The organism is Plantactinospora sp. GCM10030261, assembly GCF_042666615.1.
Lineage (GTDB): Bacteria > Actinomycetota > Actinomycetes > Mycobacteriales > Micromonosporaceae > KBS50.
In genome coordinates, this window is record NZ_JBHTDD010000021.1 from 26504 (window position 1) to 39675 (window position 13172).

Consider the following 13172-nt stretch of genomic DNA (forward strand, 5'->3'; position numbering starts at 1 on the left):
CCCGAGCAGAAAGGTCGGTGGCGGCTTGGGTTGCCGTCACGGCAAGCAGCGCATCGATCAGCGGCGATGCTTGGCGTTTGCGGGCGTGCGCGAGTGGCCGTAGGCGGATAGCGCGTGAAGGCGGCCCGGCCTTGCGCCGGGCCGCCTTCTTGATTATGTAGAGCAAATCTGGACCAGTCTAGGTTCCGACCCTTCGAGCTGGCGTACGTTGTGCGTACACTCGGGTAATGAATGCGAAGGCGGAGCGGCTGCACCTGCGGGTGGATGCCGAGCAGAAGGCGTTGCTGGAGGCGGCCAGTCAGGCCGCTGGTGCGAGTGTGTCGACGTTCGTGTTGAAGGCGGCTACCGACGCGGCTGCTGATGTGCTGGCTGATCGGCGGGCGTTCCTGCTGGACGAGGACGCGTGGCGGGTGTTCGATGAGGCGCTGGGGCGCCCGGCCCAGGACCTCGCCGGTTTGCGGGAACTGCTGAGCACACCGACGGTCCTCGACGACATGGGCGAGGCACAGCGGTGAGTTCGCGTTTCTCTCCGGTCGAGCCGTTGTCGGCTGCGCATGTGGTGGGCGGCTTCGACTGCGGCTCGCCGGCCCAGTCCGTCTGGCTGGCCGAGCACGCCCTGCAGGCACACCGGGCCGGCCTGTCGCGGGTGTACGTCGTCGGCGACGCCGATCACCCGGATCGCCGCGTGATCGGCTACTACGCCCTCGCGGCTGGCAGCGTCGCCCCGGCTGACGCCTCTCCGCGGCTGCGGCAGGGTGCCGGCCGCTACCACCAGCCCGTGGTGATCCTGACCCGCCTCGGCGTCGACCGGACCGCCCAAGGCGCTGGCCTCGGACGTGCCCTGGTGGTCGACGCGCTGCGGCGGATTGCCGCCGCCGCCGAGGTCATCGGTGTCCGGGCGGTGCTCATCCACTGCGAAACTGACACCGCCAAGGACTTCTACCTACGGCTGGCCAAGTTCGAGCCGAGCCCCACGGACCCGATGCATCTGCTGCTGTTGATGAAGGACCTCCGACGGGCTCTCGCCGGGTAGCCCACGTGCGGTTTGGGGCGTGGTGGTCTGTGCGCGTTGCCGTACGGTTGCCGTCAACACCGCCCGACAGCCCGATGCGCTATCCGGCCCATCGTCGAAAGACCAGGTGAGAGCCCTGCCCAAATAGGTCACTCTCCGTGTCGGCCGTAAATATGTCACACGTACTATGTGCTTACCGGCAACACCCCGGTACTCGTCCACAATGACAACGGCGGGTGGACGCCAAGTGCTGCCACCAAGGTGATGCGCGGCGGACCGTTCGGCGCGACTTATTACCAGATGCCACCGGACCGCTTGGGTAACGTGTATTGGTGGAGTCGAGATATTGCTGGCCACGGCGCTAAGGGTGAAGCGCAGTGGAAGATCTTTACTGAGACCAAGACGGGCTTGGAAATGGTATGCAGACGCGGATAAGAACGGCACCTACATCGAAGGGAAGCACAAGGGTGGCACGGGCTTGAAGGGCCCATTCAAGAACCTTAAGTCTGTCAATGTAACGCCGGGGAGCTTCTGCTGATGATCGAGACGGTTGCGGAGTTCATCCGCCTCGTCGAGAGCGACGACCCGGACGAGAGAAGGCGCTCGACCTGGGAAGACGCGTTGCCGCAGGTCTGGAAAGCCCTGGTGGATGATCACCCTGAAATGCGGTTCTGGGTCGCCCATAACCGCACTGTGCCTGAAGAGGTATTGCGGATTCTTGCGGTTGATCCGGAGTGGCGCGTACGTCACCGAGTTGCAAGCAGGAGATCTTGCCCGAGTGGCATTCTGGAACTCCTATCGAACGACACTCATGACAGCGTTGCGTCCCTGGTTGCGGGCCATCCGAATGCGCCAAGCTCGGCATTGCGGCGACTCGCAAAATATCCGTGGGACCAGGTGTCAGAGAAGGCAATTCGTCGGCTAACAGACCGCGGCGAGATGCCGCCAATAAAGGACGGCAACTAACGAACTTGACTGGAGTGGCATCGCTACTATTCGTAGTGGTGCCACTCCGTCGTGCGTTGGTGGTCGTGGCTGTCCGGCTCGGTTGCTGTCAGCGTTGCTGTCGATCATTGAGCAGCACGTAAGGAAGTTGATGGATGCATACTGTCCGGTTCGGACGGCGCGGTAAGTCGTCCGGTGGTGCGGCGCGTAGCGTCGTGGCGTCGATCGCCGGAACCGTCGCGGTGCTTGACCTGCGATGCGATCGTCACGGCCTGGTGGTCCCGATGGTCGTGCTCGTCGTGACGCCCTCGGCCGACGACTGCCGGGTTCGGGCGGTCTGTTGCGTGGGCGCGTGCGCGCGGGCCGGGATGGCTGTAGCGCGTGCGTCCGGCGTAGCCGCGCTCTTGATTAGGTAAAGCAACTCTTAGCCCAGTGGCTCCGCCGGCGGCCTGGTCGCTTGGTCGGTCTCGGAGCTGCAACGTTGCTCCCCGGGCGGCACGGTACCGCATGGGACAGTTCGGTGCATGACGAGGATTACGCTGCGGGAGTTCCGCGATGGCGCGGGTCGGGTGCTGGACGGGGTCGAGCGCACCGGGGAGCCGGTCACCATCACGAAGTACGAGCGGCCGGTGGCCGTGCTTGTCGGCATCGACGAGTGGGAGGAGATCGAGGCGTTCCGGGACCGCCGGGACGCTGCGGTGATCGCCCGTTCCCGTGCCGAGGGGGAGTTCGTGCCGCTTTCGGCGGCGCTGGAGTCGCTCGGGGTCGATCCTCGTGAGGTGGAGGCGCTGCTGGCCGACCGGGCCGGCGGTGCGGCGGCGTGAAGGTCCAGACCGTGACGTGCTGGCCTGGCTGCACAAGCAGCCCCGCAACGTCTTCCTGACCGTCCTGAGCGCGATCCTCGGCCTGGTCTCCGACCCCGAACCACAGAGCTCGACCGAGATGCGCGACGGATCCGGTCGTCGTTTGCGCGTCGGTGACTACCGGGTCCTCTACCGCCTCGACGGCGACGAGTTGACCATCCACGCCGTCGGGCATCGCAAGGACGTCTACTCCTAAGCCGTCCAGGTCGCGGCGGCCTTGTCCGGCCGCAATGGGATCGAGGTCGAGGACCGGCCGAGTCGCCGACCGGCGGTCCCTCCGAGGCGGGTTGCGCGATCCTCGACGGCACGCCACCACACCGAACACACTCATCCCGTGCGTTGACCGGTAGCTGCTTTTGGGGCCAGTCCCCGCCGCAGCAAGTAGTGCCGTCATCGCATTGTGTGTCGAAGGTCGCCAACGTGCGCAATCCTGGGTGGTCGACTCCGGGGTCGACAGATAGCGCCGACGCTTATCGGGCGCCCGCAGACCGTCGCCGCCGCCCGCAAGATCCGTTCCGCTCTCGTCGACGAGGCCGAGGAGGCGGGCGAGTGGGTGCTGGCTGCCCGTGACGGCCGCCACCCCAGAGGCTCCGATACCCGCTCCTGCGGACCCGCAACGCCCGGGGAACCCGCTTCCTTCGTGGCAAGATCTGTCGGGTGCAGATCGGGATGCTCGGGCCGTTCGAGGTGCGTACGGACGACGGCTCTCCCGCGAACGTGCCGGGCGCGCGGCTGCGCGGGCTGTTGGTCGCCCTGGCGCTCGATCCGGGTCGCGTGGTCCCGAAGGCGACGCTCGTCGACTGGATCTGGGGCGAGCAACCGCCCGCCGACGCGACGAACGCCCTGCACCGCCTCGTGTCCCGGTTGCGCAAGACGCTACCGGAGGGTTTGGTCGAGGGGCACACGGACGGCTACCGGCTGCGGGTGGAACCGGACGCCGTCGACGCGGTGCGTTTCGAGCGCCTCGTCGGCCGGGCGCGCGCCGACGAGGGTCAGCAACGGCTTCGCCGGCTCCGGGAGGCGCTGGGTCTGTGGCGCGGCGCTGCCATGCAGGACGTCGGTCTGACCGACAGCGCGGCGTTCGACGCGGCGGTCACCCGGTTGGAGAGGCTGCGCCTGACGGCCGTGGAGGATCGGTTCGACGCTGAGATCAAACTCGGCCACGGGGCGGAACTGGTCCCGGAGCTGACCGATCTGGTGGCCGCGCACCCGCTGCGGGAGAGCTTGGTCGCCACGCAGATGCGGGCGCTCGCGGCTGCCGGTCGGGTCACCGAGGCGCTGCTGCTGTACGAGCGGACGAGGGAGGCCCTGGTCGACGCGCTGGGCGTCGACCCGTCACCGGAGCTGTCGGCGCTGCACGTCGCGTTGCTGCGGGGTGGGTCGGCGCGGCGGGAGGAGACCCGCGAGACGAACTTGCGAGCCGAGCTGACCAGCTACATCGGCAAGGACGCCGACGTGGCCACGGTCACCGGGCTCGTCGCCGAGCATCGCCTCACCACCCTGATCGGGCCGGGCGGGTCGGGCAAGACGCGGCTGGCCGCGGAGATCGGGCGGACGATGCTCGGCAACCTGTCCGGCGGGGTGTGGTTGGTGGAACTCGCGGCGATCGGCGCCGACGGCGATGTGGCGCAGCCGACGCTGGCGGCGCTCGGCCTTCGTGACGCCCTGCTGGGTGAGTCGTCACCCCTCGAACCGAGGGATCGGCTGATCGCCGCGATCGGCGAGCGGGAGATGCTGCTGATCCTGGACAACTGTGAGCACGTCATCGATGCGGCGGCCGCGCTCGCCCATCTCATGCTGGGGGAGTGCCGACGGCTGCGGATCCTGGCCACCAGCAGGGAACCGCTCGGCATCACGGGCGAGGCGCTGTGGCCCGTCGTCCCCTTGGGCCTGCCGGCCGAGGACGCGGGCCCCGTCGAGACCGAATCCGCACCGGCCGTGCGGCTGCTGCTGGACCGGGCGAGCGCGGTACGCAACGATCTGGTGTGCGACGCCCGCACCCTGGCGACGGTGGCGCGGATCTGCCGCGCGCTGGACGGGATGCCGCTGGCGATCGAGCTGGCGGCGGCCCGGTTGCGCACCATGTCGATAGACCAGCTCGCGCACCGGCTCGACGACCGCTTCCGGTTGCTGACCGGCGGCAGCCGGACCGCGTTGCCCCGGCACCGGACGTTGCGCGCGGTGGTGGACTGGAGCTGGGAGCTGCTCACCGAGGCCGAACGGGTGGTCCTGCGCCGGCTGTCGGTGTTCTCCGGTGGGGCCAGCCTGGAGGCGGCCGAGCGGGTCTGCGCCAGCGACACGGTGGAACCCGAACTGGTGCTCGAACTGTTGACCGCGCTGACCGAGAAGTCGCTGCTGGTCACCGAGGCGGACAGCGAGTTGCGGTACCGGATGCTCGGCACGATCAAGGAGTACGCCGCGCACCGGCTGACGGAGGCGGGGGAAGCCGACCTGGCGCGCCACGCGCATCTGGCGTACTTCACCGAACTCGCCGAGACCGCGGACCGGCACCTTCGCCGCGCCGACCAGTTGACCTGGCTCGCGATCCTCGACACCGAGCACGACAACATCGGCGCCGCGATGCGTGGTGCGCTGACGGCAGGCGAGACGCAGGCGGCGATGCGGCTCGCGGCGGGCAGCGGCTGGTACTGGTGGCTCAGCGGGTACCGGGCCGAGGGCATGGAGCTGATCAGCGCGGCCGCCGCCCTTCCGGGCGAGGTGGACGACGAGACCCGGGCCGTCGTGTACGCGCTCGCCGTGACGTTCGCCAGCGCCGGGCGGGCCACCGACGAGACCCAGGTCGCGGAGTGGATCCACAAGGCGTACCGGTTCGCTCGGCGCAGTGGGTCCGGGAACCCGGTGCTGGCCCTGGTCGTTCCGCTGCAACGCATGCTGGAGGCACCGGACGCGTTCCTGCCCGCGTGGGAGTCGCTGCTGGACAACGAGGACCCCTGGGTACGCGCCCTCGCCCGGCTGCACCTCGGCAAGTCCCGGATCCTGCTCGGCCATCCCGGGCGGGACGCGGACGAGCATCTCGCGCTGGCGCTCACCGAGTTCCGGGCACTCGGCGAACGGTTCGGCGTCTCGTTCGCCCTTACCGAGTTGGCGGAGCGCGTCGCCACCCGGGGTGACCTCGCCGGCGCCTGCGCGTACTACGAACAGGCGGTGGCGGTGGTCACCGAGGTCGGTGCCGTTGAGGACGTCATCAGGATGCGGGCGCGGCAAGCCCAGCTGTATTGGCTGCTCGGCGACGAGGACGCCAGCAGGACCGCGGGCGCCGAGGCGGAACGGTACGCGGCCCGGGTCACCTGGCCGGAGGCGCTGGCGGAGCTGGCCCTGTCCAGGGCGGAGCTGGCCCGGTTGCGCGGCGACGTCGAGGAGGCGTACCGGCAGATCGACGTGGCGAGGACGGTGATGGGTGACCGGGCGGACAAGCTCCGAGCGCTGACTGACGACCTGCTCGGCTACCTGACCGTGGATCTGGACCGGGCCCGGGAGTACCGCACCGCGGCCTTCCGAGCGGCCGTCGAGGCGGGACACGCGACGATGCTCGCGCAGGCCCTCGTCGGTATCGCCGACCTGGCGCTGCGCCGCGACCAGCCCGCGCAGGCCGCGCGGTTGCTGGCGGCCGGCGACGCCGTACGCGGGCTCGCCGACCGCTCGCACCCGGACGTGGCCCGGATCGAGCGGACGGCGCGGAGCCGCCTCGGCGACACGGGGTTCGTCGAGGCGGCTCGGGCGGGGACGGAGACGAGCTGGCGGCAGCTCGCCGAGGTCACGCTCGCCGGGTGAAGGTGAACCTCGCCCACAGGAATCCGACGAGGGCGATGCCCACGCACCAGGCGACGGCGATGACCGCGTCCCCGGTGTCCGGCGCCCCGTTGAGCAGCCCCCGGATGGTCTCGATGATCGGGGTGAAGGGCTGGTATTCGGCGAACTGCCGCAGACCCGGTCCCATCTTCTCCGCCGGGACGATCGCGCTGCTGAAGAATGGCAGCATGACAAGTGGTACGGCGGCCAGGCCCGCCGTCTCGGGGGACTTGGCGGCGAGGCCGAGGGCGACGGTGAACCAGCTGGCGGCGAAGCCGAGCAGCACGACCATGCCGGCGACGCCGAACCAGTCGAGCAGGCTCGCCGCAGGGTCGAACCCGAGCAGGAAGGCCACCCCGACCAGGGCGGCGATGGCGATCAGGTTGGTCAGCACGGCCGCGATGACGTGACCGCCCAGGATCGCGGCTCGGGAGACGTGCATGACCTTGAACCGGTTGATGATGCCCTTGGTCATGTCGGAGTTCACCGCCGTCGCGATGCCGCCCAGCCCGTAGCAGACGGCCAGCAGGATCAGCCCGGGAGTCGCGTAGTCGATGTAGTCGACCCCGACGTCGAAGGCGTCTCCGAACATGTAGACGAACATCAGCATGATGATGATCGGCATCAGGATCGCGTTGAACACCGAGGTGGGGTTGCGGGTGAGGTGCGTGACGTTGCGGCGCAACATCACAAGCGAGTGGGACTTGACGCTCATCGGGCGGTCACCTCCGGGGTGCGACCCGTCAGGGCCAGGAAGACGTCGTCGAGGTCGGGGGTCTGTACGGAGCACTCCTCGGCACTGATGGAGTATTCGTCGAGCCGGTCCAGCAGGGTCCGCAGCGATGTCGTTCCGCCGTCACCGGAAACCCGCAGGGCCAGTGCCTCGTCGTCGCGGGTGGCGCCGTCCAGGACGCGTGCCGCCGCGTCGAGTTCGGCGACGGTGGCGAAGCGGAGCCGGACGTGGGTGCCGGGGATCTGCCGCTTGAGCTCGTCGGGGGTGCCCTCGGCGACCAGGCGGCCCTGGTCGAGCACCGCGACGCGGTTGGCGAGGCGATCGGCTTCCTCGAGATACTGGGTGGTGAGGAAGATGGTCACCCCGTCGGCGACCAGCTCACGGATGGTCGACCACATGGTGCGGCGGCTGCGGGGGTCCAGGCCGGTCGTCGGCTCGTCGAGGAAGATGACGCGTGGGTCTCCGACGAGCGTCATGGCCAGGTCGAGCTTGCGGCGCATCCCCCCGGAATAGGTCGATGCCGGCTTGTCCGCCGCCGTCGCCAGGTCGAAGCGCTCCAGCAGATCCGCGACGACCCGCTTGCCGTCCCTGCCGGGCAGCCGACTCAGGTCCACCATCAGTTGCAGGTTCTCCCGGCCGGTGAGCAACTCGTCCACCGCCGCGAACTGGCCGGTGACGCCGATCGCGGCACGCACCGCCCTGGCCTGCGTCGCGATGTCATGTCCGGCGACGCGTACCGTACCGGCGTCCGCCCGCACCAGCGTGGTCAGGATGTTCACCGTGGTCGTCTTGCCCGCTCCGTTGGGACCGAGCAGGGCGAAGACCGTGCCCTCGGGGACTTCGAGGTCGACGCCGTCGAGCACGACCTTGTCCCGGTACGCCTTACGCAGTCCGGAGACCGCGATCGCTGAGGTTGTCATGCGACCAACTGTCGAGGGGTGACCTGTCACCCGTCTGACACGTCACTGACACGGCCACCGCCATGCGCACCGCACGAGATGGTCGACGCGGAATCAGAGCCGGGTCAGCCGGACGGCGTCGGCGATCACGTATCCGGTGGATCCGCTCCACCGGCTCACGGCGACCCGGTTGGCGTCACCGGCCGGGAGGGTGAAGGTGCCGAGGGTGCGCCACTGCCCGCCGTTGGTCCGCTGGTCGGCGTACACGGTCTGGTTGCCGGTCGACGTCGCGACGATGTACGGGGTGGTGGCGTTGTAGCCGGTGTTCGCCGGCCACCAGGCGTCGACCCGGTAGGTGTCGGTCGCCGGGACGTCGAACTTGTACCAGGCCGCGTCGCTGGCGGCGGTCGGGTTCGCGTAGCGGTAGTCGGCGCCGTACCGCTGCCCGGAGTACGACGAACTGGCCCACGCGGTGCTGGCGGTGAACCGCCCGGCGGTGCTGTTGTCGACGATGGCGCTCCAGGTCGTACCGCCGCCGCCCATGGCGGCCGCGACGTCGGAACGCATCACGTTGAGGTCGATGAACGACGGATCGATCTTGCCGGTCGTGCTGGTTTCCCGGTGGCCTCGGGCGTAGCTGGAGTCCTTGCCGAGCCGGGTGAGCACGGCCGCGGTGGCGGCGACCGAGGCGTCGTACTGCGCCGCCGTCATCTCCTGGCTGACGCCGTTGTAGTCGATCTCCCAGCCGATCAGCATGGTGTTTCCGTCGCCGGCGGGGATCGGTCCGCTGGCCCGGGCGGTCCCGGCGTGGTTGCACCGGCCGGCGGAGATGACGTGGAAGACGCCGTGGTAGTCGACAAGCGCCTGGCACAACGGGCCGGGCAGGTCGGACCGGCCGTTGATGCAGATGTTGAGCGCCGGGTGCGGGTTGCTGGCACTGGAGGTGGCGGCGGTGTGGTGCCACAGCACGCCGATCGGGTTGAAACTTCCGGGTCGCATGCGGTTGAGCCAGTCCCCGTGGACAACGGTCTCGACGCCGGCACCGCGCAGCACGTCCAGCAGCCATGGAATGGTGGCCATCAGGACTCCCGCAGCAGGTCGGCGAGGCACTCGGGGGCTGACGCGGCGGGTTCGGCGACAGGCGCGGGCGCGGCGGCGGCGGGTGCCGGCCGGGCGGCGATGGTGATCGCGGCGGCCGCCAGGGCCGGTAGGCCGAGTAGGCCTCGCCGGCGCAGCCGGACGGAACGGGCAGGGGCCATGGCGTCCTCCAAGGACAACTGCGGGGGCCGATCAGTTGCCGTGACGCTACCCGCTCATCCTCATCGATGTCGATAGTCTACGTGCGAATACCGTTCGACGAAGGTTTCTTGCAAAGACGACCACTCGCGGTCCGCGCCCGCTCAGGAAACCGCTGCCTTCACCAGCTCGACGACCTTCTTCTCCACGGCGGGGCTCCACTTCTGGAGCGCGTACGACGCCGGCCACATGTCCCCGTCGTCGAGGTTGGCCGCCTCCTGGAAACCCAGGGTCGAGTACCGGTAGTTAAACTTGCCCGCGTCCTGGAAGAAGACGACGATCTTGCCCTCCGCGTTCGCGTACGCCGGCATCCCGTACCAGGTCTTCGGCGACAGCTCCGGGGCGGTGGTGGTCACCGCCACGTGCACCCGCTCGGCGAGCACCCGGTCGTCCGGCGCCATCTCCGCGATCCGGTCGAGGACGGCCTGCAGCCCGTCGGCCTTCTTGGCGCCCTTCTTACCCTCGGCGCGTAGCTCGGCGGCGCGCTCCTTCATCGCGGCACGCTCCTCGGCGCTGAAGCCGTCGGACGTGGCGGTGGCGTTCTTCGCGGGCATGTCGGACTCCTCTCCTGGCCGAGGCATCCCGTGATGCCGACCAACTGGGAAAAGGCTAGGCCCGTCGGCACGCCGGTGACTTCTCGATTCCTGACCAGGTGCCCGGGGCGACGAACCTCCTGGCCGGATGCCCGCAGACCGCCCGCGCCGTCACAGCCAGTCCGGGAACCACAGCCGGGCAGCGGCGTCCCGGGCCACCAGGAACCCGGCGATGCCGAGGATCCAGCCGGTGGCGCTGCCCGCCTTCTCGGCGATCCACCTGTCCAGCCGGTGCAGCAGCGGTTCGACCAGGGACGGCCGGATGGTCCGCGCGGCCAGCAGCACCAGGGCCGGCACCACCATCACGACGCAGTAGCCGGCGAGCAGCGCCACCTTGGCCCAGCCACCAACGTCGGAGGCGCTGAGCATGCCCACCGCCCCCAGGTACGGCAGCATCGTCGCCACCTCGGCCAGGGCGGCCAGCAGCGCAAGACCCATCAACCAGCCGGTCGACGACGAACCACCGGTGGCCCGATCCCGCCAGCGCCGGAACGACCCGGCGCCCCGCTTACCGTCGAATCGGAAGCTCAACAGGAGAAGGCCGACTCCAACGGCGAGCTGGGCGTAGAGCACCGGACGGCGGTCGAGCGCGCCACCGAGCGAATCGACGAGCCAGGTGCCGCCGAACGTGAGGAGCAGACCCAGGCCGTAGTAGAAGACGGAGATCGTCCCCAGGTAGCTGAGGATCCGTCCCACCCGTACCCGGCCCGGGCTGAGCAGCAACCAGATCGGGATGAACAGCGTCCCGATGCTGGTGCTGTCCACCAGGGCGAGGCCGGCGAGGGAGAGCAGCAGCACCACACTCATGTCACCAAGTCTCCGGTCGGACGACCCCCGATCGCGTCCGCACCGGGTACCGGATCCGGATCCATCCTTCGACGGACCCACCGCCTCCTGCCGGGCAAGCGTGCCGGGGTGTGGTAGCTGGGGCCACCACAACCCGGCTCGCTATGACTTGTCGACCCGCGTCAGCGGTCGTGCCGCCGCTCATTCGGCCCGGCACACCACCGTGTTTCGAAGATCCAGTCCAGGCCGTCCTCGCCCATGGTGTCGAGGTGGACGGCGCGGCGCAGGCCGGCCCGCGCGGCGACCCGGGCGGAGGCGACATTGTCCGGCCGGACCCGCGCGATCACCGGATACGCCGGCCGGTTCGTCAGCGCCCAGGAGACCACCGAGGTGGCGGCCTCGGTGGCAACGCCGTCTCCCCACGCCACCGGATCGAGCCGGTAGAACAGATTCAGCACCTCCCGGTCCGCGAGTCGCATCAGCTTGATGCCGCAGAAGCCCAGGGCGCCGCCGTCCTCGTCGGCGTGGAACCGGACCGTCCAGTACCCGAACCCGTGCCGCCGCCAGTGCTCGTCCCAGCGGTGGTAGCGCTCCTCGGCCTCGGCACGAGTGGCCAGCATGTCCCCTGGATTGTGCGCGCAGGCGACCGGGTCCCGATGGATGGCGAGGATGGCACCGATATCGGCCGGCACCGGCCGGCGCAGGGACAGCCGCGCCGTCGACAGGACCGGGCTCATGGCGATGATCTTCTCACGCCGTCCCGAACGGATTGTCGATGACGTACCGCCAGCGGCCGTCCGGCCCGCGCCGGGTCACGTCGGTGGCGGTGCCGGTGATCGGCGTCCGGCCGCCCGTCGGATCCGGCCCGATCGTGTAGTCGACGATGAGCAGCGCGATGTCACCGGCCACGTAGACATGCCGTGGACGTACCTCGATCGGCATGCCCTGGTCGAGGAACTGCTGGTTGGCGGCCATCCGGGCGGCCGCGTCGGCGACCGGTCGGCCCGGCTCGGCCACGAAGACCCCGGCGGGCTCGTAGACCCGGTCGACCAGGCGGGCGTCGCCGGTGTTGAAGGCACGGGCGAAGACGAAGGGATGTTGGGCGGGGTCGTCGGTGAGCGGGACACTGTCCGGGTGAACGTCGAACGTCATGTGCTCAGCCAAGCCGGACCCGCCGTGGGTCACCAAACGGAAACCGACGTCTGGGCGGGGGACCTGGTGCCGGATCGGCGCGGCGCGACACGACGACCGGAGCCGGGTTGCCCGGTCGAGGTGGCGCTCGCGGCGGTGTCCGGCCGCTGGACAACGCTTGTGCTCCGCGAACTGATGCACGGCTCCCGATCGTTCGGTGACCTCCGGGCGGCGCTGCCCGCCCTGAGCGCGAAGGTGCTTACCGACCGGCTGGACGACCTGTGCCGGCGCGCACTTGTCGACCGGCAGCGGCAGCGCGGCTTCCCGGCCCGGACCCGCTACCGGCTCACCCCGGCTGGGCGGCAGCTCCGGCCGCTGCTCGTCGAGCTGTACCGGACCGGGGACGCGCTGCTGCGCGCCGCCGACGGGGAACGGCCGCCGCGGTAGGGGGAATACCGCGTACGCCGTGGCGGCGCGCGTCGACAGGCGGAAGCCGCACACCGCACCGCTACCTAGCGTCATGTTCATGGCACACGTCGTTCAAGAACCCTCCAGACGTACGGGTCCGCAACCTCGCCGGATCGTCCGCCGGTGGCCCTGGCGGTCGTCCACCGTGGCCGCAACGCTCACCCTGGGCGCGATGCTTCTGGCGTACGCCGGTCAGCCCCTGCACGGCATCGCCGGAGCCAGCGCCATCAACATGACGATGTTCGTGTTCTTCCTGGTCGGCGGCGTGGTACTTGCGGTACGCGAGGCCAGCGGCCGGCATCTCTGGCACGTCCTGGTCCGTCCGCCACTGATCGCGACAGTGCCGGCACTCGGCTGCTGGGTCGTGGTGATCCTGCTGCGGCAGGCGATCCTCGCGCGGGAACCGCTGGCCGAGACGGTGTGGCAGGACGGCCTCGGGCGGGCACTCGCGGTGTTCCAACTCGTCTCGGTGGTCGGGGTGGTCGCCGAGACGGTCTGCTGGGTGGTCCGGCGGGTGGCGGCGGCCCGTCCCCGGCGCAGCGGCTGACCCGCCCGGCGTCGGCGTGCGGCTACCGCGTTGGTGGTACGTGACCGGCCCACCGGCTCGATACCGTGAGCCGGTGAGGATGGCGTTGC

The 13172-nt window shown here is 69.7% G+C and carries 16 protein-coding genes; 8 read left to right on the top strand and 8 right to left on the bottom strand.

Going from position 1 to position 13172, the window contains the following annotated elements; all coding sequences use genetic code 11:
• Window positions 1-227: 227 nt before the first annotated feature.
• The 6 genes from ACFQUZ_RS22695 (at window position 228) to ACFQUZ_RS22720 (ending at window position 6612) form a co-directional block, all read left to right on the top strand.
• On the top strand, window positions 228-515 hold the full coding sequence (locus tag ACFQUZ_RS22695; protein ID WP_377445668.1) for a DUF1778 domain-containing protein: 288 nt from the start codon (window positions 228-230) through the stop codon (window positions 513-515).
• 26 nt (window positions 516-541) lie between these two features.
• A complete protein-coding gene (locus ACFQUZ_RS22700; protein ID WP_377445669.1) occupies window positions 542-1033 on the top strand; it encodes an N-acetyltransferase in 492 nt (163 codons plus the stop codon).
• 516 nt (window positions 1034-1549) lie between these two features.
• Entirely contained in the window at window positions 1550-1978 is a 429-nt protein-coding gene (locus ACFQUZ_RS22705) for a hypothetical protein (protein WP_377445670.1), read from the top strand.
• 503 nt (window positions 1979-2481) lie between these two features.
• Window positions 2482-2781: a type II toxin-antitoxin system Phd/YefM family antitoxin gene (locus tag ACFQUZ_RS22710; protein WP_377445671.1), complete on the top strand. Its 300-nt coding sequence runs from the start codon at window positions 2482-2484 to the stop codon at window positions 2779-2781.
• Complete coding sequence (locus ACFQUZ_RS22715) at window positions 2768-3016, top strand: type II toxin-antitoxin system RelE/ParE family toxin (protein WP_377445672.1); 249 nt, start codon at window positions 2768-2770, stop codon at window positions 3014-3016. The genes ACFQUZ_RS22710 and ACFQUZ_RS22715 overlap by 14 nt, the downstream gene beginning before the upstream one ends.
• Window positions 3017-3477: 461 nt before the next feature.
• Complete coding sequence (locus ACFQUZ_RS22720; protein WP_377445673.1) at window positions 3478-6612, top strand: BTAD domain-containing putative transcriptional regulator; 3135 nt, start codon at window positions 3478-3480, stop codon at window positions 6610-6612.
• Here ACFQUZ_RS22720 and ACFQUZ_RS22725 read toward each other — a convergent pair.
• The 8 genes from ACFQUZ_RS22725 to ACFQUZ_RS22760 all read right to left on the bottom strand — a co-directional run bounded on the left by ACFQUZ_RS22725 (window position 6596) and on the right by ACFQUZ_RS22760 (window position 12089).
• Window positions 6596-7345, bottom strand: a complete 750-nt coding sequence (locus ACFQUZ_RS22725; RefSeq protein WP_377445675.1) for an ABC transporter permease — start codon at window positions 7343-7345, stop codon at window positions 6596-6598. The genes ACFQUZ_RS22720 and ACFQUZ_RS22725 overlap by 17 nt on opposite strands.
• On the bottom strand, window positions 7342-8283 hold the full coding sequence (locus ACFQUZ_RS22730) for an ATP-binding cassette domain-containing protein (RefSeq protein WP_377445677.1): 942 nt from the start codon (window positions 8281-8283) through the stop codon (window positions 7342-7344). Before ACFQUZ_RS22730 ends, ACFQUZ_RS22725 begins: the two co-directional genes overlap by 4 nt.
• Before the next feature lie 93 nt (window positions 8284-8376).
• Entirely contained in the window at window positions 8377-9342 is a 966-nt protein-coding gene (locus tag ACFQUZ_RS22735; protein WP_377445678.1) for an N-acetylmuramoyl-L-alanine amidase, read from the bottom strand.
• Window positions 9342-9521, bottom strand: coding sequence for a hypothetical protein (locus tag ACFQUZ_RS22740; RefSeq protein ID WP_377445679.1), 180 nt, complete (start codon window positions 9519-9521; stop codon window positions 9342-9344). Before ACFQUZ_RS22740 ends, ACFQUZ_RS22735 begins: the two co-directional genes overlap by 1 nt.
• Window positions 9522-9662: 141 nt before the next feature.
• The gene (locus ACFQUZ_RS22745; RefSeq protein WP_377445680.1) at window positions 9663-10112 is read right to left on the bottom strand and encodes an iron chaperone; all 450 of its coding nucleotides are present in this window, start codon (window positions 10110-10112) and stop codon (window positions 9663-9665) included.
• Between the two features lie 150 nt (window positions 10113-10262).
• A complete protein-coding gene (locus tag ACFQUZ_RS22750) occupies window positions 10263-10958 on the bottom strand; it encodes a GAP family protein (RefSeq protein WP_377445682.1) in 696 nt (231 codons plus the stop codon).
• A 161-nt stretch (window positions 10959-11119) separates the two neighbouring features.
• A complete protein-coding gene (locus ACFQUZ_RS22755) occupies window positions 11120-11674 on the bottom strand; it encodes a GNAT family N-acetyltransferase (protein ID WP_377445684.1) in 555 nt (184 codons plus the stop codon).
• 13 nt (window positions 11675-11687) lie between these two features.
• Window positions 11688-12089, bottom strand: coding sequence for a YybH family protein (locus tag ACFQUZ_RS22760; RefSeq protein ID WP_377445685.1), 402 nt, complete (start codon window positions 12087-12089; stop codon window positions 11688-11690).
• 66 nt (window positions 12090-12155) lie between these two features.
• Here ACFQUZ_RS22760 and ACFQUZ_RS22765 point away from each other — a divergent pair, with 66 nt between their 5' ends.
• Entirely contained in the window at window positions 12156-12515 is a 360-nt protein-coding gene (locus ACFQUZ_RS22765) for a winged helix-turn-helix transcriptional regulator (protein ID WP_377445812.1), read from the top strand.
• 193 nt (window positions 12516-12708) lie between these two features.
• Entirely contained in the window at window positions 12709-13083 is a 375-nt protein-coding gene (locus tag ACFQUZ_RS22770) for a hypothetical protein (RefSeq protein WP_377445687.1), read from the top strand.
• The last annotated feature ends 89 nt before the right edge of the window (window positions 13084-13172 follow it).